14 protein-coding genes are annotated in these 22,072 nt (G+C 47.3%); 2 read left to right on the top strand and 12 right to left on the bottom strand.

Translation table 11 applies throughout. The annotated features are described in order from the left end of the window. Nucleotides 1-86: 86 nt before the first annotated feature. Entirely contained in the window at nucleotides 87-1,001 is a 915-nt protein-coding gene (locus tag DF182_RS15690; protein ID WP_113616536.1) for a helix-turn-helix transcriptional regulator, read from the top strand. Between the two features lie 84 nt (nucleotides 1,002-1,085). Here DF182_RS15690 and DF182_RS15685 read toward each other — a convergent pair whose 3' ends face one another. From DF182_RS15685 to DF182_RS32930, 12 genes are all read right to left on the bottom strand, one after another. Further along, the gene (locus DF182_RS15685) at nucleotides 1,086-2,558 is read right to left on the bottom strand and encodes an MBOAT family O-acyltransferase (RefSeq protein ID WP_113616534.1); all 1,473 of its coding nucleotides are present in this window, start codon (nucleotides 2,556-2,558) and stop codon (nucleotides 1,086-1,088) included. Further along, complete coding sequence (locus DF182_RS15680; protein WP_113616533.1) at nucleotides 2,545-3,816, bottom strand: GDSL-type esterase/lipase family protein; 1,272 nt, start codon at nucleotides 3,814-3,816, stop codon at nucleotides 2,545-2,547. The genes DF182_RS15685 and DF182_RS15680 overlap by 14 nt, the downstream gene beginning before the upstream one ends. Then, nucleotides 3,794-5,203: a GDSL-type esterase/lipase family protein gene (locus DF182_RS15675; protein ID WP_113616531.1), complete on the bottom strand. Its 1,410-nt coding sequence runs from the start codon at nucleotides 5,201-5,203 to the stop codon at nucleotides 3,794-3,796. The genes DF182_RS15680 and DF182_RS15675 overlap by 23 nt, the downstream gene beginning before the upstream one ends. Nucleotides 5,204-5,222: 19 nt before the next feature. Next, the gene (locus tag DF182_RS15670) at nucleotides 5,223-5,801 is read right to left on the bottom strand and encodes a glucosaminidase domain-containing protein (RefSeq protein WP_161964154.1); all 579 of its coding nucleotides are present in this window, start codon (nucleotides 5,799-5,801) and stop codon (nucleotides 5,223-5,225) included. 271 nt (nucleotides 5,802-6,072) lie between these two features. Then, nucleotides 6,073-7,821 (bottom strand): aspartate--tRNA ligase, encoded by a 1,749-nt coding sequence (gene aspS / locus DF182_RS15665; protein WP_113616527.1) that lies wholly within the window; start codon nucleotides 7,819-7,821, stop codon nucleotides 6,073-6,075. A 206-nt stretch (nucleotides 7,822-8,027) separates the two neighbouring features. Next, the gene (locus tag DF182_RS15660) at nucleotides 8,028-9,062 is read right to left on the bottom strand and encodes an NAD(P)/FAD-dependent oxidoreductase (RefSeq protein ID WP_113616526.1); all 1,035 of its coding nucleotides are present in this window, start codon (nucleotides 9,060-9,062) and stop codon (nucleotides 8,028-8,030) included. A 93-nt stretch (nucleotides 9,063-9,155) separates the two neighbouring features. Next, nucleotides 9,156-15,218, bottom strand: a complete 6,063-nt coding sequence (locus tag DF182_RS15655; protein WP_113616524.1) for an alpha-2-macroglobulin family protein — start codon at nucleotides 15,216-15,218, stop codon at nucleotides 9,156-9,158. 145 nt (nucleotides 15,219-15,363) lie between these two features. Continuing rightward, nucleotides 15,364-16,251: a succinate--CoA ligase subunit alpha gene (sucD, locus tag DF182_RS15650; RefSeq protein ID WP_113616522.1), complete on the bottom strand. Its 888-nt coding sequence runs from the start codon at nucleotides 16,249-16,251 to the stop codon at nucleotides 15,364-15,366. A gap of 123 nt (nucleotides 16,252-16,374) precedes the next feature. Next, complete coding sequence (locus tag DF182_RS15645; RefSeq protein WP_113616520.1) at nucleotides 16,375-17,199, bottom strand: ABC transporter ATP-binding protein; 825 nt, start codon at nucleotides 17,197-17,199, stop codon at nucleotides 16,375-16,377. A 2-nt stretch (nucleotides 17,200-17,201) separates the two neighbouring features. Beyond that, on the bottom strand, nucleotides 17,202-17,945 hold the full coding sequence (locus tag DF182_RS15640) for an MlaE family ABC transporter permease (protein WP_113616519.1): 744 nt from the start codon (nucleotides 17,943-17,945) through the stop codon (nucleotides 17,202-17,204). Between the two features lie 62 nt (nucleotides 17,946-18,007). Continuing rightward, nucleotides 18,008-19,039 carry a hypothetical protein gene (locus DF182_RS15635; protein ID WP_113616517.1) on the bottom strand — a complete coding sequence of 344 codons (1,032 nt, stop codon included), beginning with the start codon at nucleotides 19,037-19,039 and terminating at the stop codon, nucleotides 18,008-18,010. 124 nt (nucleotides 19,040-19,163) lie between these two features. Then, nucleotides 19,164-21,479 (bottom strand): NADP-dependent malic enzyme, encoded by a 2,316-nt coding sequence (locus tag DF182_RS32930; RefSeq protein WP_113616515.1) that lies wholly within the window; start codon nucleotides 21,477-21,479, stop codon nucleotides 19,164-19,166. Between the two features lie 145 nt (nucleotides 21,480-21,624). Here DF182_RS32930 and DF182_RS15625 point away from each other — a divergent pair, with 145 nt between their 5' ends. After that, nucleotides 21,625-22,065 carry a DUF4293 domain-containing protein gene (locus DF182_RS15625; RefSeq protein ID WP_113616514.1) on the top strand — a complete coding sequence of 147 codons (441 nt, stop codon included), beginning with the start codon at nucleotides 21,625-21,627 and terminating at the stop codon, nucleotides 22,063-22,065. Nucleotides 22,066-22,072: the final 7 nt, after the last annotated feature.

The following is a 22,072-nucleotide window of genomic DNA, read 5'->3' as shown; positions in this document are numbered from 1 at the left end:
TTGTTCGGTTAATCCCTCGTTAATCCGACATCGTCCAGGTCAATAAACCAGTTGAATGGCTTAAATTGATAGGATTATTACCTCTTATGAAAACGTCAACTCTGGAACACTGGGAATGGAAAGCACAGCAAGCCATTGCCTATGCCCGAAATCACCCTTTGATGGATATCAGCCTGCAAAAAGTTGCAGATATGCTGTCAGTCTCAAAAGATAATTTCTCGCACAAGTTTGCCAAACTAATGGGAGAACCTTACCTGCACTTTGTTAAACGCAGCAGACTGGAAGCCGGCATTGGATATCTCCGGCACAGCAATTTCAGTATCAGCGATATCAGTGAAAAGTGTGGTTATACCAATGAATCATTTTCCAAAGCAATCCGCGGCTGGTTCAACGCCAGCCCGACTAGTATCAGGGAGGTGGATTATATGCCGGCAGAACTACATACGCTCGAACAAACCAGGATCGTTACAGACTCCCGCCAGGACTACGAAGAATACTTTAACATAGAACGGACAACAGATGAAAAACTGCCCGACTTCACCCTTTATTACAACATACTCCCCGGCATCAGCGATCCCGTTAGAGGCATGATGGTATACATGGATAAATATACAGAACAGCTCCGGTCCCTGATAGCAGCCGTTAAAATGGACAATCCCAGGATCATCACCGGCACACTGGATGTTGTTCCTGTTACCACCTACGACCGCATGATGATGTACGTAGGACTGCTATTACCCAACATTGCGTCCAACGATCAGGCACACTACCAGATTATGGTAGAATACCACGAACGCTTTAAGCTGGTGGCCATGCAAATACCTGAGGGATATTATAAAAAGCTGGAAGTGCCACTTAGCTTTGCTGAAGCAGGACTTCCCATGTACAAATTCATTAACAGCAACTGCAGGGAAGGGAATTTCAAAATGCGCACCAATAACTTCTTTATCTCACTACCAGAGCCTCACCGCTCCGAAATCTTTATTCCCTGGCAGAAATAAATACATACGATGCACTTACTGACATAAAACAAAAAAGACGCAAAGGATCTCCTTGCGTCTTTTTGTTTTATTAATCTTTTATCATCAGAACTGGAAATAGATCGGGATCATAGGCTGGGTACTTTTTACCTGCACCAGCAGCCAGATGAAGATCACCATCACAGCAACGCTGCCAGCCAGCGGCAGCCGGCCCAGCACATTCGCCATCCGCATCTCTGCTTTGGCAGGCAGGAAATGCAGCACAAAACCCAGTATCATTACCCAGAATACGGCGGCATAACCATCGTATAGCTGCAGGAAGATACCCGGCTGGAAGTCGTATACTATCTGATGAATGAGCGCCCATGCATCATGGAAAGTAGCTGCCTTAAAGAAGATCCAGCAGAAACATACAAAATGGAATGTCAGCAGGATACCACCAATTTTCTGCCAACCGGCGATAGTAACCTTACGTTTTTTCTGGCTGTCTATCCTCACTTTATCTATTGCCAGTGCCGCACCATGCAAGCCTCCCCAGAAAATAAAGTTCCAGCTGGCACCATGCCAGAAACCACCGATCAGCATAGTCAGTGCCAGATTGATATACTGCCGCACCTTGCCTTTACGGTTACCGCCCAGCGGGATATACAGATAGTCGCGCAACCAGCTGGACAAAGAGATATGCCAGCGGCGCCAGAATTCTGTGATAGAAGCACTCTGGTAAGGAGAATCGAAGTTGGCCGGAATCTTGAAGCCTGTCCAACGGGCAATACCGATGGCCATATCAGAGTAACCGGAGAAGTCGCAATAGATCACTAACGCGTACCCATAAACGCCCAACAGGCATTCCAGGCCGGTATGTTTGCTGGGGTCATCAAAAATATACTGTACGAAGTTCTGATAGATAAAGTCGGAGATAACAATCTTTTTAAACAAGCCCCCAACGATGAGCGCCATTCCTTTACCGATATCTTCACCATTGAGCCTGTAGGGCTCATAGATCTGCGGAATAAAGTCCGCCGCCCTTACGATAGGCCCCATCATCAGCTTAGGGAAGAAAGACAGGAAAAACAGGTAATCCATGAAACGGTTCACCGGTTTTATTTCACCCCGGTACACATCGATGGTATAGCTGAGGTTTTCAAAAGTATAAAAAGAGATACCGATAGGCAGCAACAGGTGCAACGGACTGATATGTCCGCTGGTAACATCGTTGACGATACCGATAAAGAAGTCGGTGTACTTAAAATAGAACAGCAGCCCGATATTCAGGAGAATACTGAATATCAGCAACGATTTTTTGACGCGTAGACTGGTGGTAAAGTATATCCAGCGCGACAGATTAAAGTCAACAATGGCCGAAAGCACCACCAGACCTACATAAAAGCCGCAGGCCTTATAAAAGAAATAAAGTGAAAAAACAGTGTACACCCATACCCTGCCTGCCTGGCTACGGCTGACAGCCAGATAACACATCAGGAAGAGAGCGAAGAAATAAAAGAAGAAGGCACTGTTGAACAGTACCGGATCTGATGGGTTGTACAACAGCAGGGAATACAGCTTATTAATGTCGATCATCCGTGTTGACTTGGTTTTTCTTTTTTACCTGTAAATATTGATTATAGGATTGTTTCAGTGCCTCATACAGAAGCTGTCCCTGTAACTGATATCCTCTTGGATTAAAATGAATATGGTCTGACGCCCATCCTCCTGCAAAGCGGTCTTTCTCGTCTCTGTTTACAGCGTTAAAATTCCAGCAGGCCACCCCATGTTGCCGGGCATATCCTACAATCTGTTGTGTTGCCATGGATATATACGGATTGGGATAATAGGCGATGGAATGAATAGTGCGGTATTTTTTCTTGCCTATTTTTTTCCTGGTGGTTTTTCTCACAGCCCGCATACAGTCTGGCGGGGTGGTGAGCAGGATGCAGGCGGCAGGCATCTGTTGGCGAATCAGTTGTACTGTTTTGTCGATTTCATTTCTGAACAGCAAGGGGTCAAACTTACCATAGGCTTCGTTGGTACCCAGGGAGATGATGACCAGCCGGGGCTGGAATACCGACATTTGCGCCAGCAGCACATTACTAAGGTCGTTGTAATGCTGGTACATGGCACCGTTGATGCCTACACTATGATATAAAACACCGTTATGTCCATTCTGGAATACGGCGCCGTAAAAGCGGAAAGGAAGGTTGCCTGTATTTTCCCAGCGTACCTGGAAGGACTGGGAAGACTGAGGGAAGTTAAGTGTAGCCATTCTGATGGTCGGGGAGCCGGGAAATGGCATACCCGTTACCGTTACCTCAGCTTCAGGACATACGAGGTTATTGCTGTCGGTATTGGCATCATAAAGCAGCTGCACTTTGCGGAAGTTGTTGTCCATGGCAGCGTCCTGTTTACCGGTAAACGACAGAGCCGGAGCGGCCTGTGTTTGTATGGCGATGGCGCCGGGACCCAGTACAGGTGGTTTGTAGCGGTCTATTACCCTTTCCATGGTCCAGCGGGATGGACTGTTCCAGCGATAGTCTTCGGGACCGTTGGTACCGGCCAGGTTGTACGGGAAAACGAAACCTCTGCCGGCATAGCCAAACTGCTGTTGCAGCAGGGCTGCTGTGGCCAGAGAGAAATAGCCTGCCTGTACATGGGAATCGCCCAGGTGAAGTATGGACACCACATTACTGTCTGCTTTGGACAGCTGGTCGAATGCACGGAACAAGGCAGTATCCTGCTGGATCATGCCTGCATTTTGCGCATAGGTTGAAAAGGTGGTGAGCAACAGTGCCAGCACTGTCAGCATACTTCTTCCGAGGTTATTCTCCGTGCCTGTAGTCATTCATAATAGCTTTATACAGCAGCGCTCCCACTTTGGACGCACCCTGTCTGTTAAGGTGTGTATAGTCTTTATTGGCCAGTACGGTATCGCCTTCCACCCATTTCACCATAGATCCCTGGCCGCCCATGGCAGCGTAGAGGTTCCAGTAAGCGGTACCATATTCTGAAGCGAGGTCATGTTGTACTTTCAGCAGCGCTTCTACGCCGGGAGCGGTGATATATCTGTCACCTTTTTTATAGGATTTGTCTGCAGTACCTACTATCAGGAAAGAAGTACCAGGCAGGTCTCTGCGCAGGGAGTCCACTACTTTTTTCATGGGGCGCTCATACCAGCTATAATCCGTCAGTTCGGGGCGGAAGAGCACGTTGGCACCGTAATGCAGCACGATGAGGTCGTAAGGACGCTCCTGTTGCATGCGACGGACCATATCGGCAGACAGGTGACCTAGCTCTACACCGCTGATACCACGGAAAGAGAAGTTGTCTACGTACACGCCTCTTTCAGTTTCAAAGCAAACACCATAAAAAGGTACGGTAGGCCCGCCACCGTATTTGATGGTCAGGGAAGGGGCGCCGGTATCCTGGCGCAGGTCCAGCCTGTTAACCGGTGCATTGCCGGAAAGCGTGTAGGCTTTATCATTAATATTGATTGTACCGGCTTCTGACGGGCCGTAGAGTACAGATATTTCGTCAAACTTATCCAGGCGTGGCTTTTTGACAGGTGTGTATTTTATCCAGCTGTCGCCGCCAGGATAGAAGGTATGGCCGGAAAGGCCGAGTGAAATATTGGCAGGGGGCGAATTTTTATAGTGATAATCTTTCCAGTTGCCGGAAAAGGTGTGGGTAATGGTAGTCCGGTAACTGGCCACAACGGAAGTGATGGGAACAAAACCAACACCGGCACCGCCGAAGAAGGTCTGGAGACTATCACGCAAATCGGAGGTGATGAGGTCGCCTTCAATCATGGAGTCACCAAAGTAGGCGATGCGGACTTTTTTGCGTTTACCGGCTTTGAGTTCTTTGAGGGCCGTCAGGAAACGGCTTATACCAGCGTTGTCAACACTTCCCTCTCCGGGGGTAGGGTAATTGAGGATGCCTTTATACGCCATGAAGTCGTATGACACATCAGGATTGACGACAGTGCTGGCAGGAGTATTACCTGTAGCAGCGGCAGCCGTATCCGAATGAGAAAGCTTACTGCTGTTTTTACCAGCAGTAAGCTCCTTTTTTTCCGGATTGGACGATCGTAGCTCAGACAACATGTCCAGGCGCCGGAATTGAAAATCTTTAAATGATAAACTAAAGTTGAGCTGGGACAATATCACCAGACACACCAATGATCCTACAATAATGTAAAAAGGATAGGCAGACTTATTTTCGCCAGACATATTCTAAAGTCAATTAGCATCACCGGTCGTCGGTAACTGGCGGCATGCCTACGGTCAACCAGGTAGCTCCCCGCGCCACGCTATCCATTCCTTCGTCCAGTTTATATAGTTTATAACGGTTAATAATGTTTGTTACTTTTCTGATCCATTCATGACCAGCGGAAGAATAACCGCTATGGTTCATGTGTTTCAGCCAAACCGCAAATTCGGGGTTACCTTTCAGCTGGCTAAACCATTTTTTTCTGGCAAGCACTTCAACGAAGTGTTCATAAGAAGCTACCGCAGAAGCATATTGCTTATACCTGGATTTTGTACCAGGGGCAGTCTTCGAAAGATTGTTTTTACCTACAATACCAAAGTGGTTATTCAACAATTTGGCATTTCTACTGGTACCTACACCGGATTCGAGCATGGCTACCCCAAGGATAACACTTGCTGGAACACCGGTTTCCTGCATAAGCTCTACAGATACCGGTTTGTATTTTTTCAGATAGTTACTCGTGGACTGTTGAGCATATCCAACATTACTGAGCATCAGCAATAAAAGCACCGCACTTACGCATATAGACCGTTTGAGGAATGTTGTAAATTTACTCATAGGTGTACTGTTTGTTACAGGTGATAGATTGTTGTTTGTTTTCAGCATCATTTTCTCCTCACATATCAACGATGATCACACCGCAATATTACTTTAAAAAATTAGATAATACGTTCTTTCTCCTTCTAGCCTTATCTTCGTCGTTAATTTCTTGTTAAAAAAAATTGTTTTCTATATTAGCACCAATCCCCTTTGATGCGGCGAAACGGCCATATCAAAGGGGATTTTTTCGCTTAAAGTTCCCTGTTATTGCAAAGACTATGCCGGTAATCTACTTTACCAGACTGATCTTTAATTCATCAAGCTGGGCTTGATCCAGCTCACCGGGAGCATCCAGCATGACATCGCGGCCGTGGTTGTTTTTCGGGAAGGCGATGAAGTCACGGATACTCTCACTACCGCCCAACAGCGAGCACAAACGATCAAATCCGAAGGCGATACCACCATGTGGCGGCGCACCATATTCAAAAGCTCCCAGCAGGAAGCCGAATTTGCGTTCTGCCTCTTCTTTGGACATACCCAGCGCAGCAAACATTTTCTGCTGTAAATCACGCTGATAGATACGAATAGAACCGCCTCCGATCTCTGTACCGTTCAGTACGATGTCATACGCATTTGCCTTGATTTTGGCATATTGTGACATATCGTCCATTAATGCAATCTGCTCCGGTTTCGGAGAAGTGAACGGATGGTGACGGGCTACCCAACGATTTTCCTCTTCTGCATACTCAAACAGCGGGAAGTCTATCACCCACAACGGTTTATACTCATTTTTATTGCGGAAGCCCAGGCGCTCGCCCATTTCCAGGCGGAGCTCGCTCATCGCTTTACGGGTACGCTCTTCTTTGCCAGCCAGCACCAAGATGAGATCTCCCGGCTTAGCCTGACATTTTTGCGCCCACAGCTGCAACTGCTGCTCGTCAAAGAATTTATCTACCGAGCTCTTCAGCGTGCCGTCTGTATTATATTTCACATAGATGAGTCCGGTCATACCGATCTGCGGACGTTTCACCCATTCTGTCAGTTCGTCTAATTGTTTGCGGGTATATTCAGAGCAGCCTGATGCAGCGATCGCTACTACCAGCTCTGCCTCATCAAATACTTTGAAACCTTTTTGTTTTACGGTATCGTTCAGGTTCACCAGCTTCATATCAAAACGGATGTCTGGTTTATCATTGCCGTAAAACTCCATTGCATCATCCCAGGTCATCCGTGGGAAAGCGCCTTCAAACTCAATTCCTTTGATTTCTTTGAAGATATATTTCAGCATATCCTCAAATGTGTTGAGCACGTCTTCCTGCTCCACAAAACTCATCTCACAATCGATCTGGGTAAACTCCGGCTGACGGTCTGCACGCAGGTCCTCATCGCGGAAACACTTTACGATCTGGTAGTAACGGTCGTAACCGCTCACCATCAGCAATTGTTTAAAGGTTTGTGGTGATTGTGGCAAACCATAGAACTGGTTAGGGTTCATACGGCTGGGCACCACAAAATCGCGGGCACCTTCCGGTGTGGAGTTGATCAGGAAAGGGGTTTCAACATCCAGGAAGTTACGGGTATGCAGGAAGTTGCGGGCAGCACGACCTACACTGTAGCGCAGCTCGAGGTTCTGCCTTACCGCATTACGGCGGAGATCGAGAAAGCGGTATTTCATACGCAGCTCATCACCTCCGTCTGTATCGTCCACAATAGTGAATGGCGGTGTTTTGGCCGCATTCAGGACTTTATAGTCACGCACCGTGATCTCAATATCACCAGTGGGGATGTTTTTATTTTTGTTGGTACGCTCAGTAACAATACCGGTCACCTGTATCACAAATTCACGGCCCAGCGGTTGCTCATCCAGCTTGGCATTCAGACTTTCGTGAAATAACAGCTGAGTGATACCATAACGGTCCCGCAGATCAAAGAAATTGATGCTGCCAAATTTTCTGACTGTTTGTATCCATCCTGCCAGCGTCACCTCCTGGCCTACCTGCTCCATTCTTAACTCCCCGCAAGTGTGCGTCCTATACATGCAAATAATTGATTTTAATAGTTTTATGATTGAAGCCCCGAATGTACTGCCAGCTGTTTACGACCACTGTTCAGTTGTTCAGCCATACCCACAAGGGGGGCAAAGATACCCTTTTTTGTCCATCCTTGAGCTTCCTCTGATTTCATCATCAGATTCACAAGGGTCTGAAAGATACGATCTGATAACAAGATTTTACCCCCGTTTTGCTAAAAATATCTGTTCACATTTACTTCCGGCATCAGCTGGGCATCTCCCTGTAACACTGCCGTAAAATGCGCCGCCATGTAGGGTGCCAATGAACAACCTTTGGTACCCAAACCATTGAAGATGCCTACTGAAGGCATTTCAGGATGCAATCCTATCATTGGCCGGCGATCATTACCCGAAGGCCGCACCGCCGCCAGCTGCGCTTCTACCGTATAAGGCACCTTTAACAGCTGCTGCAGGCTTTTCTCCAGTATCTCCCTTTGTTTATCGGTGGGCAGATCATCAACATAATCCCAAACAAAAGAAGAACCGGCCCAAAATAACTCCGGTCCCTGCGGCACCAGTGTAATACTCTTTTTAATGATATCGTCCGTATGCAGTCCCGGAACCCTCACCAGCAGCACCTCTCCCTTGTTCGGCAAAAAAGTAAGGGTACGAAACCAGGGATTACCTGTTGTAGCTACCCCATCACAAAAAATGATCTTCTGCGCAATAATATCTTCATAAATCACCCTCTCCGCGTTTACATCCAGCGCAGCTATATCTACATGTGTTTCCCGCAAAGCCCCTTGTGCCTGCAAAAACTTACGCCAGGCAGGCAGCAGCTCCCGCAGATTCACTGTAGCCCCCTGCACAACAGCTGCCCCATAAGGCTGGTCCAGCAGCTCTTCGTACTCCAGCTGTTCCGGCAGTGCAGTGTACTTACCATCAGCAGCCTTTTTCATAAAGGCGTCCCGCATCTGTTGTGATGGAAATACATTCCATAAACGACGCTCTGTCAACACGGGCACCTGCAGCAGTTCCGACATTTGATGATAGGTATCCTTTGCAAAAGGATAAATGGTGTCATACATCCATGCCGGCTCAAACCGACGACCAGACACCGGATTAATAATACCCGCCGCTACCCGCGACGCACTGTTTTCTTTTGCATCATCAATCACTATTACCTTCTTCCCTGCCTGCCACAAAGCCCAGCTCAGCATAGTGCCAGCAATCCCCTGCCCTACAATGATATAATCTACGTTTACCATATGGTTTATCTGAGCGGTAAAAATAACCTATAAAGTTAAAAGCCCGCCTGGATGAATACCAGACGGGCTTTTAAAACTTTATATCCGTTTCTCCTATTCTACCACTTTCACGGTAATCCCTTCGCTGTGTGCGCTGAATTCAGGCGCATACATGCACTGGGCCGTGCTGATACCATTGGAGAATTTACCTTCATGTGTTACAAAAAGGGTGTATTCAAACACATAGGTACCTTTGGGCAGATAACTGAAGAAGAAGTCTGTTGAAGCATCTTTGGTGCTTTCGTAATAACTCAGACCATTCTGCCATTTAGCGCTGCTGATCACGTTCTGTGGCTCAAAGCAAGCCGCACGCATATCTTTCAGGTGGATGTATTCCATAGTCCTGTCTGCACGTAGCACGATCCTTACTTTTACTTTATCTCCTACTTTCAGCTCGTTGCCTTCTCCTACTTTGGTCAGCACCGGGCCTTTGTCGGTAGTCACTTCCTTGAACAGTTCTTTTTCCAGCACCAACGGAGTTTTGGCGGCAGTGATTTTATCGAGTTCTTCAAAATACTGCCAGTATACAGCACCCCAGGAAGGTTGACCCTGGCTGTTTTTCACGGTAACGCTGATATTACCCATCGCTGGTTTAACAGCTTTGCCATCAATACGTTCCTTGAAATAACCGGTGCCCGCTTCTGTTTTATGCGCTGTGCTGCTGATGGTTTCGTTGCCCAGCTGGATGTTTACTTCCGGGCTGGCAATCAGCCAGTTGCTGCCCTGGAGCAGCATAGCATAACAAGCATCAGCAGTGGCTTTGGTGGTGCTCCAGTTGTTGGTTTGTTTGTTTTTCAGCAACCATGTTTTCATATCAGCAACGGCAGCCATGTCCTGGCCTGCTACCTGGAATGCCTCTATCAGCAATGCCTGTGTTTCGATAGGTGCCTGATGCCAGCCATAACCGGCTACTACATCTTTCCAGTACATGCCCATCTCCTGGTTGTTGATCGCATTTTCTTTCAGCGATTTGAGGATAGCGGCAGCCGTGGCTTTGTCACCTTTTTTGAATTGTGACAGTGCAATCATGCCCTGTGCATAGCGGCCCATCTTGGTCCAATATTGTTGCTGTTGCGCAGCAAAATAGTCGAATGACTTACGCATAGCTGCCGGCACCGGACGCTCGAAGAAGCTGCGTGCATACAGGTATTGCACCTGCAGCTCACTGATATTTTGTTTTTTCAGATCATGTTTTAAGTGAACCAGATTGTAATAATCCTTGTCCAGCTGTGTATCCAGGTAGTCCATGGCTTTGTTGGCAATGCTGGCTGCTACTGGATCTTTAGCGCTGGTGAGCTGTTGCAGATGACCAAGACCAGCTACAATATATTGGGTGATATAGCGATCAGCCCACATACCGTTAAACCAGGCGAAAGAGCCATCAGGCATTTGTTTGGCTGCCAGCTGGTCCAGCGCAGATTTTCTTTCACGCTCCATCCGTTTCAGATCAAACAGCAGCGCGATGTTTTTCTTCTGCTGAGCCTCATTTTTAGCTTCCAATACCCATGGTGTCTGTTGCAGCAGGATGGATTTCAGCTCTTCATTTTTCTGCAGGTTGCTCATCAGCGCTGCGGTATCGGTCGTTTTCCATTTTTCGAAAATGGTTTTGATACCCGGAACTGTGTTGCTGATGTGAGAAGCCAACGCATTAGCGTAATAGCGATTGAACACCTGTTCGGAACAGTCGTAAGGATATTCCATCAGGTAAGGCAGCGCCTGTACTGCATACCAGGCCGGGTTGCTGGTGTATTCTACGGTAACGGCTTCCTGACGCAGCGTTGCAGAAGCATCTGAATGCAGCAGTTTATCGAAGGTAAAAGTATGTTTACCATCACCTCTTACCGGCAGCGGCAGCGATTCTGTTACCAGCATGGAGTTGGTCAGCACCGGCAGTGCATTTTCTTCACCATCGCTGAAGTTGCCTGCCTGTGCGGTAACACGGTACAGCAGCGCGCTGGTGAAGTTGTTGGGTACCTGTAGCTGGAAAGCCACCACAGTACTCTGTCCTGCTTTGGCAGTAAAGTGCTGTACCGGGAAAATGTTCTGGAACCAGCCATCTACAGGTTGCATAGTGGCGGCATCCAGCAGTTCCAGGTGAGCCTGACCAATCAGCAGAGAGTCAGTCAGGTTGCTCACTTTGGCAGTGAAATCAATTTTATCACCGGCTCTTACAAAACGAGGCGCATTAGGCTGTACCATCAACTGTTTCTGCGTTACAATGCTGGCTTTGATATTACCGAAGGCCAGGTCTTTGGTATGCGCCAAGCCCTGGAAGTTCCATTTGGTAAGGGCTTCCGGCATGGTAAATTCAAAAGAGATGTTACCCTCTTTGTCGGTACGCAGTTCCGGCAGGAAGAAAGCTGTTTCCTGGAAGTTTTTGCGGATAGTGATATTGCCGGTATTCTCGGTCTTTTCCAGAGTAGGAGCCAAAGCTGTTCCCTTATCTTCCAGATAACCTATTTCAACACCGTTTGCATCCCCAGCCACTTCGCGGTTGGACTTTGTCAGTTTAGATCTGGAAGCAGCCGGAGCAGGAGCGGCAGCCATAGCCATGACAGGACGGGCAACACCAGCACCACGGCTACCATAAATGGCTGAATTTTTACGCACAACACCTCCCATCCAGTCATTCATCATCCAGCCAAACAAATTGAGTGCATCATAACTTCTTTCCACACCTGGTATTCCCTGTTCATTAGTATTGAAATAATACAGTGAAGTCACCATCCGGAAGTTGTCGTAACCATGGAAGATGCTGCCTGATGAGATATTTGGATAGATACCGGGAGCCATCCATTGATGGGGCGCAAATGCATCCAGCGATGCATCATACATAGCGGCCAGCAATTCAGCAGCTACCTTTTCTCCTTTGTAACCTGAGATTTCCACACTCCACTTTTCTTTTTCTCCAGGCTGCAGTTTATCACGATGAGTGGCCAGTTTAACGTTCAGGGTTTTATTGTTCCAGGGAACAAATATCTGGTGCTGATCACTGAATACACGGTTGTCTTTTACAAACAGGTAATGTAGCATGATACCACCCCTGTCTTCTTCCGTGACATTATATTCATACTTTTTCAAACCTTCCAGTGTGAAGGCAGATAATTGCCTTGACTGATTCACACGTTCCATGATTTGCAATACATGCAGATCTTTAGCAGAAGATCCGAGTACGATACCAGCTTTTTTACCCGGTTCAGTCACTACTGCAGGATCGTAACTCCACAGGTAATCAGGCGCTGCCAGCTCTTTGGCAGCAGGGTCCAGCAGTTCAAAGACCGCTTTTTGTACCACCGGCTGACCGTTTTTATCTGTAGCGCTTACCACCAGCTCATAATAACCAGGAGTCAGTTTTTTGTTATCGATAGAAACAACGCCAGAATCAGTGCTGGTGAGCTGTTGCTCGGATACGGCTGCCTTACGTGCCCATTTGTCTTTGTTATTATCATCATTATAAATATCCAGCGGGAAGGCTTTTACATAATCCTCTTTCGTCATCACAAACTGGTCTGCCTGTTCCCAGTAGCGGGAACGTAACAGGCGTTTATTAGACTCCAGCGGCTGTAAAGCCACTTTGATAGTTGCTGGTTCAAAAGCACCGTTCAGGTTTTTAGTGAAGATATGTACGTTCTTCAGAGCAGCAGCTTCCAGGCGGCCTGGTACTTCCACGCTTATTTCCATTGACTGGTAACCTGCATGGATAAACTGATCTGCGCTGCGTGTTTCACCGTTCAGGTCTGTCACGTCGGCATGTACCACATAAGTGAAGATGGGCTTATTGTCCGGAGACACTGTTCTGTCTGGCACTGCCGGGAAGCTTACTTTGAAACGGCCCTGCTCATCCGTAGTGGTTTCGCCATGCGCGATCTCACGAGAGCTGCCAAATGGAACATATCCCTTAAACAGCCATGGATAAGGGAAACGCACTCTTCTTTCCACGCGGTATTTTACAATGGCTCCATTAATATTATTACCGGCATAGGCCAGCGCTTTGGCGTTGGCAGTAACGGTCTCCCCTAAACGATAACTCGTTTTCACAGTATCAAATGCCACATAAAACTTGGGGCGTTTGTATTCTTCTACCTGAAAAGGAAGATTCCCAAAGCTTTTCTGATCTCTCAGAGAAAACCAGCCATTCATACGGCCTTCGGGGATGGTGAATTTACCGGAGAAAGAACCGAATTCATTGGAAGTAACCACTACAGAATCCAGTTTTTCGCCATTGACATCATACATCACCACCGTGTTTTTCAGGCCGGCTATTATGGTGCTGGTGTTTTTACCTTTCTCATTTTCGAGCGCAATACCTTTGAAATAAATGGTTTGTCCGGGCCGGTAGATGCTTCTGTCTGAGAAGAAGTAAATGTGCGGCTTGGATTCCGAAGTCCGATCGTAGGTATTACGATACAGGTATTTATAATCATCCAGGAACAGCAGGTCGTTTTTCAGTTCCCATTTCAAGCGTACAGACTGGCCATTGCGGCTATAGGGCAGTTCAGCGCTACCATCAGCAACAGTAACAGTAGACTTGTCCACGGCCCATACATCTTCATTGTTCACTCTTTTGTTGATCCAGGAAGACAGGTTCACACCTGCCAGTGGTTTGCCGGAGGTGCGGTCCAATGCATAAAACCGGGTATTGTCTTCCAGGTAGCTGATGTTGGACACCCAGGTAAACTGCAGTGCCATGGGATTTTCGTTCAGGCTGAAGCCTGGCTTTAAACTGGCCAGGATGATATATTGTCCTAATGGCAGGGCGTCTACTTTTATCTCAGTGGAGTGGTCGCTGTAATCTTTAGGATCCGGCAGGGCCTGTTCCCATACCTTCAGGGGAGTTTTGCCTGTCAGCAATTTCCAGTAACCGTTTCCTCCGTCCTGGTAGTTATTCTGCGCTTTTTGAAGGGCAGCCCGGAAGGCTTCATCCACAGCGATGATGCGCAGGTATATTTTATCGGCGTTTTTGTATTTGACGAGGGTCCGAAAAGGAAGCGCTGGAACGTTTACCAGTTCAGTAGACAATTCCAGATACTGCGATTTTATCTGTTCGAGATAGGTGGCGCATTGTATACCGCCCTGTGTTTTAGGGGCCAGCCGGATTGCTTTTTCACAGATCTCTTTAGCCTTCTTGTTGTAGCCGCTGGTATCCGGTTTTCCGTGTTGCACTTTACTCAGGAAATCGGAAGCCATGAGTGCGTAGATGGTGGTTACTTCCTGTTCGCTGCTATAGGCAGTGACCATCTGCTCCAGGGCCTGGGTATATAGTTGTGCTTTGTTGTCGGACACAGCAACCTGGTGCATGTACTGAATCCTTTCCTGGTCGATATCGAGCAGGGCAGCCTTGTCATTTTCGTGCAGGCGTATCAGTTGCTGCAGCAGTACAACAGCCTGGTATTGCAGGGATGCGCTGTCTGTGGTTACAAAGCGGTGTGCCGCAAAGGTGGTGGCAGGTGCAAAGGCAGCAGGGTCGTCGAGTTCGAACTGGTTGGCTGGCTTATTAAGGGCGCTTTCACCGGATTTGAAGTAATCCAGGGCGCGGTGGGCCAGGAGGTCGAACAACACGGGGCGCAGCTGACGGGTGCCGGTACCTTTTACCAGGAGGGGGTCGAACTGGCCGATGGCCGTTTTCTCCAGCGTGGTTTTGTCAGCCAGGGAGGCCAGGTAGGCTGCGGTAATCTGGCTGTGGAGGTAATCGAGGCTCCAGGTACTGATATCCGGGCCTGGATTTTCGGCAGCGATGGCGGTACGGTTATAATATTTGTACCGGTTGTTCTGGAGGTAATTGAACAACATTTCCGCTTTGATGCTTTGCAGGATGGCCTGTTGGGCGCCACCGGACGCAGCAATACGCTGGTTGAGTTTATCCAGGTTTTGCTGGGTGCTGCTGTCGCTGACCTGGTCATTGTATTTCAACTGAAAGATGAGCGCTTTGATCTGTTGTGCCGGTAGCTTGTCTTTCACAGCCTGAGCAAAAATCCGGTCTACCTCTTCGAGGGCCGATTTAGGCAGTCCCTTTTCTTCGAGGGCCGTCACTTTCTTCCAGTAGTTGTCATAGTTGGTCTGGGCCATCATACTGTTGCTTATGAATAAAACAATGAATAATGAAAAGAATAAACGCATATGAATCGTTTTACAGTAGTTACTCTTATTGTACAGAGGATGCAGGTATTATACGGGTTTCCATAAGGGGGGCAAAAAAAAGGTGAAAAGTGATGGGAGACCCGCTTCACTTTTCACCTTTTCAAAATTTATAAGGGTAGGACAATTAAGCCAGTGCAGCAGTTTTGCTCAGCACTTCAGCCATTGTTTTACCGATGTTGGCAGGGCTTTCTACTACGTGAACGCCACATTCAGCCATGATTTTCATTTTAGCAGCAGCAGTATCTTCTGCACCACCGATGATAGCACCGGCGTGGCCCATACGACGACCCGGAGGCGCTGTCTGGCCAGCGATGAAACCTACTACTGGTTTAGTACCGAATTCTTTGATCCAGCGGGCAGCCTCAGCTTCCATGCTACCACCGATTTCACCAATCATGATGATACCTTCTGTTTCAGGATCGTTCATCAGGAGTTCTACGGCTTCTTTGGTAGGTGTACCGATGATTGGATCACCACCGATACCGATAGCGGTGGAAACACCCAGACCAGCTTTAACTACCTGATCAGCAGCTTCGTAAGTCAGGGTACCGGATTTGGAAACGATACCGATTTTACCTTTTTTGAAGATGAAACCAGGCATGATACCTACTTTCGCTTCTTCAGCAGTGATAACGCCAGGGCAGTTAGGTCCGATGAGGCGGGTAGAGGAGCCTTGCAGGAAGTTTTTCGCCTTGATCATGTCCTGAACAGGGATACCTTCTGTGATACATACTACCAGGGCAATACCAGCTTCGGTAGCTTCCATGATTGCGTCTGCAGCGAATGCCGGCGGTACAAAAATGATGGAAACATTTGCACCTGTAGCTTTTACTGCGTCTGCTACGGTATTAAATACCGGACGCTCCAGATGGGTAGTACCACCTTTACCAGGAGTAACACCGCCCACTACCTGGGTACCGTATTCAATCATCTGTGTAGCATGGAAAGTACCTTCAGTACCGGTAAATCCCTGCACAATCACTTTACTATCCTTATTAACTAAAACACTCATCGCGCTTGTTTTATTGGTTTATTATTTTATATGTTTCTTCTATAGGTGCGGCAAAAATAAGCCGATTTCCATAATTCTGCAATTTAGTGCCTTTAAGATAAAGCTACCAAAATGCAGTGGAAATTACTTTTTTTCGTCCCTTTTCAGCTGAGCCTGCAGCTGCTCTTTCCATGCATTGTCCTTGAACATGTCCAGCTGGCGCATTTCTTTGGCTTCCCGGAGGAACTCGGATGCAAAGATGAAGTCGTTTAATTTCTGGTCTTTACTGAAGACAATATCTTTATTACTGCCCTCCCACTGCTTCTGGCCCTGGTACATATACACAATATGGTCGCCACTTTCCATTACAGTGTTCATATCGTGGGTATTGATCACGGTGGTGATATCATATTCTACCGTGAGCTCTTTAATAAGCTTGTCTATCAGCAGGGAAGTCTGGGGATCGAGACCGGAGTTGGGCTCGTCACAGAACAGGTATTTAGGGTTGAGTACGATAGCACGGGCAATACCGACCCTTTTTTTCATCCCACCGCTGATTTCGGCAGGGAATTTTTTAGCGGCATCTTTTAGCTGAACCCTTTCCAGACACTCTGCCACTCTCTTTTTCTTATCTCTGAGTGTGCCATCACCAAACATTTCCAGGGGGAACATCACATTTTGTTCTACTGTCATACTGTCAAACAAGGCTGATCCCTGAAACAGCATGCCGATCTTCTGGCGGACGATCTTTTTGGCGTGGTGGTCCATGGCGGTAAAGTCCTGCTTGTCATACAGGATTTTGCCGGAGCCAACCTCCATCAGCCCCACAATACATTTCATCATCACGGTTTTACCACTACCGCTGGAACCGATGATCAGGTTAACCTTACCGGACTCCATTACAGCTGAAACGCCTTTCAGTATCTCCTTATCTCCAAAGCTTTTGGTTATATCTCTCAGTTCAATCATGATTACAGTAATATAGCCGTTAATGCGTAGTCCATAAATAATATCAGCACGCAGCTCACCACCACAGCGGTGGTACTGGCCTTACCGATTTCCAGAGCGCCACCCTGTACATTATACCCGTAGTAGGCCGACACGCTGGCAATGATAAATCCGAAGGTATATGATTTGGCCATAGCGAAAAATACGTTATAGGCCTTAAACTCCTGTCGCAGTCCCATCATAAACTGATCCGCTGAAAGCACACCGGAAAGTACACCGGCTTCTTTACCACCCCAGATTCCCAGGAAACCGGCAATAGCTACCAGCACAGGTATCATCAGGGTAGCTGCCAGAATTTTGGGAAGTATCAGATAACCTTTGGTATTGATACCCATGATCTCCAGGGCATCGATCTGCTCGGAGATACGCATATTACCCAGCTCTGAAGCTATTTTGGAGCCAATTACCCCGGCCAGTACAATACTGGTAAGTGTAGGCGCAAACTCCAGAATGATGGTATCTCTCACTACCTGGGCAATCGTGCTTCTCGGAATAATAGGGCTTACCAGCTGATAGGCTGTTTGCAGGGTGGTCACACCTCCCATGAAGAGGGAAATAATGAATACTATCCCAAACGACCCTACGCCAATATCTACACACTGCTGCATAAACTGTTTCCAGTACAATTTCATGTTTTCCGGCCGGGAAAACATGCCTTTCAGCATCAGCAAAAAGTTTCCAAAATGATAGAAGAATCTGAACTCCATAACTGGTCAAAGATATGAATGATTTTGCCAATCATATCCGAAATTAAGATTTTATAGTGCGGTTAACGTAAACTACTTACCAGCAAACGCTTCAGACTACGTTCGATGATTTCTCCCATAGTCTTGCAACGTGAAAAAGCAGCATCATGATAATATTCCGCCAGTTCATCGCCCAACTGCTGTACTTTTTCAGGGAAAGACACTTTGTCCGTCATAATCACATCACGCAGATCTTTGATGCGGTGACGCTGCACCTTGAGGCGGCGCGCCATCAGTGCCCGCTCTTCCTGTTGATACTGTTTCACTACCTCCGCATTCAGGTGTTTCATCGCCAGCTCCACAAACACCCTGTTCTCTTTAAAAAACTGCGGCATGTACAGGGTACGTTTCCCTTCATAAAACTGCTGGTCAAAATCGATGGCCCGGATACGGAACTGTACATCATCGAAATCAGGGGTAATGTCGATGATGAAGTTATACGACCGCATATCTCCCAGCAGCCGTACAAAACAACGTTCATTGAATTTCACAAACTCTTTGGCGATACGTTTGGGGTTGAAATCCAACCTGTTGAGATAATGCAGGATAAACTGATCACCGGGCACCCCGGCAATATGTTCTTCCACCAGGGTATTACCATCAATCAGGAAGTTCATCCAGTAAGGAGAAAGGATATGCTCCAGTTCCAGACCATAGATACGGGATGCATCTGCCACCTTGATATAGAAGTAATCGTATACTTCGTTGTAGTTGTTGACAATTTTGATGCGGAATGGGTGGGAATTGCCGAAAGTGCAGTAGTCGATCCGCTCAATATGCAGGTGTTCTTCTGCGGTCTGGTCACCACCGGCTTTCAGGATAGAGTAAATGCGCTTCAGGCCGGCATGGATAGGCCCCATCATACTTTGGGAGTAAAAGACTGTTTCCCATAGGGTATCCTTGCCGTCTTTGTCATATACCGAGATGGAATGATCATAATAGCGCAGTTCCTGGTAACTCAAAGGCAGCTTTACCTCCCGCTCATACAGCTTCAGATAGTTACGAAAAGACTCATTGATCGGGAAAAATATCTTCTTTTTCGAGATAGTCTGCATAATAACAAAATTAAACAAAAAACCCCGCGGGCGCTTCAAACTGCGGTATCCGCGCAAAACAAAGGCGCAAAAAACAGGAAGTTCCCGTTCTTTGCGCCTTTCTGCTTTGCATCTTTTATGGAGACTATTTTTTCTTCTTCTTATCTTTTTCCTTGCTCTCCACTATTTTCCGGCATTTCTCCTGGGCATCCACCACGGCGATGTTCACCATGTTGACAATCTGTCTTACGGTGCTACCCAGCTGCAGAATATGCACAGGTTTTTTCATACCCAGCAGTACGGGTCCGATAGCATCGAAACCGGCTACTTCCTGCAGGAGGTTATAAGCCACGTTACCGGCAGTGAGGTTCGGGAAGATGAGGGTATTCACTTCCTCGTTCATCAATTCAGTAAACGGATAGTTATCTTTCAGGATTTCCTTGTTGAAGGCCATAGCTGCCTGGATTTCACCATCTACCACCAGTGAAGGTTCGCGTTGTTTCACGATTTCGCGGGCTTTAGCTACCAGCTGCGCTTCCGGCGTCTGGCTGGAACCAAAGTTGGAGTAGGACAGCATAGCGATGCGTGGGGTGATATTGAAGTGTTTTACTTCTTTGGCCACCATCAGCGTAATATCTGCCAGCTCTTCGGCGGTAGGGTTGAAATTAACTGTTGTATCAGCCAGGAACAGCGGTCCGCGTTTAGTTTGGATGATGTACATACCAGCCACACGTTTTACGCCGTCTTCCATACCGATTACCTGCAGGGCAGGACGGATGGTATCAGGATATTTACGGGTAAGGCCGGAGATCAGTGCATCCGCTTCACCTGTTTCCACCATCATGCAGCCGAAGTAGTTGCGTTCACGCATGATCTTACGCGCTTCATAGTGGTTAAAGCCTTTGCGTTTGCGTTTTTCGAAGAAGAGATCACCAAACTGATGTCTTTTCTCCTGCATTTCATCGCTTTTAGGGTCGATGATCACCACATCATCGATTTCAATGGAATTCTCTTCCATTATTGCGCGGATCTTGTTTTCGTTACCCAGCAGAATCGGGAAGGCGATACCTTCGTCGTTCACTACCTGTGCGGCTTTCAGGATCTTCACGTTGTCGGCTTCCGCAAATACCACTTTACGCGGATCACGGCGGGCTTTGGTACCGATTACCCTGAACAGCTGGTTGTCGAGTCCGAGGCGATTGTTCAGTTCCTGTTTGTAGGCATCCCAATCGGTGATCGGGTGGTGCGCTACACCGCTTTCCATGGCAGCTTTTGCTACAGCAGGCGCTACGGTGCTCAGCAGGCGCGGATCGAGCGGTTTAGGGATGATATATTTAGGACCGAAAACGATATTCCTTTCGTTGTAAGCCAGGTTTACGATATCTGGCACCGGCGATTTGGCCAGCTCGGCTAATGCCCTTACAGCAGCCAGTTTCATGGCTTCGTTGATCTGGGTGGCTCTTACGTCGAGGGCACCGCGGAAGATGTAAGGGAAGCCCAGCACGTTGTTTACTTGGTTAGGGTAATCAGAACGGCCGGTAGCCATGATGATATCAGGTCTGGAAGCGATAGCAGTGTCGTAGGCGATTTCCGGATCAGGGTTGGCCATAGCAAACACAATCGGGTTTTTAGCCATGCTTTTCACCATTTCTGGTGTCACCACGTTACCTACAGAAAGACCGAGGAATACATCGGCACCTTTCATTGCTTCAACCAGTGTTGTTATTTTGGAAGTGGTGGCAAACTGCATATGCCTGTCTGTAAGATCTGTACGGGATTTATTCAATACGCCGTCCTTATCAAACATGATGAAGTTTTCTGGTTTGGCACCCAGGGCTACGTAGAGTTTTACGCAGGCCATAGCAGCGGCACCAGCTCCATTCACCACTATTTTTACCTTATCAACTTTTTTCTTTACAAGGTCCAGTGCGTTCAGCAGGGCAGCCGCAGAGATAATGGCCGTACCATGCTGGTCATCGTGCATCACTGGTATCTTCAGCTCCTTACGCAGCCTGTCTTCAATCTCAAAGCACTCGGGGCTTTTGATATCTTCCAGGTTGATACCACCAAAAGTTGGTTCCAGAGCTTTTACAGCAGCAACAAAACTATCCGGATCTTTGGTATTCAGCTCAATATCGAACACATCAATATCAGCAAATATCTTGAACAATACTGCTTTTCCTTCCATCACCGGTTTACCGGCTTCCGGACCAATATCTCCCAAACCCAAAACAGCGGTACCATTGCTGATAACGCCTACCAGGTTGCCTTTAGCAGTATATTTATAAACGTTTTCTACATCTTTGTGAATCTCTTTACAAGGTTCCGCAACGCCCGGAGAATAGGCCAGGGAAAGATCCCACTGCGTTTTCGTATCTTTTGTAGGTATTACTTCAATTTTGCCCGGCCTTCCCTTTGCATGATAGTCCAACGCATCCTGCTTGTTCAGTTTTCTTGCCATATAAATAAAAAGATTGTTATTGGGCGTGCAATATACGAAGTATTACACTAAGCATCCTACCAAAATAGTCAAGTCCCTATCAGATATTGCGCATTTCAACCGTTAAATTTACTTACTTTTACGCCGTTAAACATTCACAAATATCATGATACAACGCATTCAGAGTCTTTATCTGTTGTTGGCAGCCGGAGCCGGCGCCGCCTCATTATCCTTTGATCTGTGGAAAGCCAAGCTGAGCAATGGCACACAAACTGCTGTCAATGCCTCCAGCAACTACCTGTTATTCGTGTTGTACGTGATCATTATCCTGCTGGCACTGGGATGTATCATCCTGTTCAAAAAACGTAAACTGCAATTCCGCCTTACCATCTTCAATATCCTGTTTGCATTTGCAGCACTGGGTTATCAGTATTATGTGGTACAGCAAACAGCCAACAAGCTGGTAGCCAGTGGTGTAGCTATTTCCAGCGCTTCTTACCAATTCGCTTCTTTCCTTCCGATACTATTGATCGTATTACTGTTCCTGGCCGCCAGAGGTATTTACAAAGATGAAAAACTCATCAAATCCCTCGACAGGCTGAGATAAAAACTCA

Source organism: Chitinophaga flava (genome assembly GCF_003308995.1).
In the GTDB taxonomy this organism is placed as follows: Bacteria; Bacteroidota; Bacteroidia; order Chitinophagales; family Chitinophagaceae; genus Chitinophaga; species Chitinophaga flava.
This window is presented reverse-complemented; position numbering and strand designations above follow the sequence as displayed.

Excerpts from the sequence above, each read along its gene's own strand:
- DF182_RS15690 (WP_113616536.1), top strand. The coding sequence starts at position 87 with ATGAAAACGTCAACTCTGGAACACTGGGAATGGAAAGCACAGCAAGCC.
- DF182_RS15685 (WP_113616534.1), bottom strand. The coding sequence starts at position 2,558 with ATGATCGACATTAATAAGCTGTATTCCCTGCTGTTGTACAACCCATCA.
- DF182_RS15680 (WP_113616533.1), bottom strand. The coding sequence starts at position 3,816 with ATGACTACAGGCACGGAGAATAACCTCGGAAGAAGTATGCTGACAGTG.
- DF182_RS15675 (WP_113616531.1), bottom strand. The coding sequence starts at position 5,203 with ATGTCTGGCGAAAATAAGTCTGCCTATCCTTTTTACATTATTGTAGGA.
- DF182_RS15670 (WP_161964154.1), bottom strand. The coding sequence starts at position 5,801 with ATGAGTAAATTTACAACATTCCTCAAACGGTCTATATGCGTAAGTGCG.
- aspS (WP_113616527.1), bottom strand. The coding sequence starts at position 7,821 with ATGTATAGGACGCACACTTGCGGGGAGTTAAGAATGGAGCAGGTAGGC.
- DF182_RS15660 (WP_113616526.1), bottom strand. The coding sequence starts at position 9,062 with ATGGTAAACGTAGATTATATCATTGTAGGGCAGGGGATTGCTGGCACT.
- DF182_RS15655 (WP_113616524.1), bottom strand. The coding sequence starts at position 15,218 with ATGCGTTTATTCTTTTCATTATTCATTGTTTTATTCATAAGCAACAGT.
- sucD (WP_113616522.1), bottom strand. The coding sequence starts at position 16,251 with ATGAGTGTTTTAGTTAATAAGGATAGTAAAGTGATTGTGCAGGGATTT.
- DF182_RS15645 (WP_113616520.1), bottom strand. The coding sequence starts at position 17,199 with ATGATTGAACTGAGAGATATAACCAAAAGCTTTGGAGATAAGGAGATA.
- DF182_RS15640 (WP_113616519.1), bottom strand. The coding sequence starts at position 17,945 with ATGGAGTTCAGATTCTTCTATCATTTTGGAAACTTTTTGCTGATGCTG.
- DF182_RS15635 (WP_113616517.1), bottom strand. The coding sequence starts at position 19,039 with ATGCAGACTATCTCGAAAAAGAAGATATTTTTCCCGATCAATGAGTCT.
- DF182_RS32930 (WP_113616515.1), bottom strand. The coding sequence starts at position 21,479 with ATGGCAAGAAAACTGAACAAGCAGGATGCGTTGGACTATCATGCAAAG.
- DF182_RS15625 (WP_113616514.1), top strand. The coding sequence starts at position 21,625 with ATGATACAACGCATTCAGAGTCTTTATCTGTTGTTGGCAGCCGGAGCC.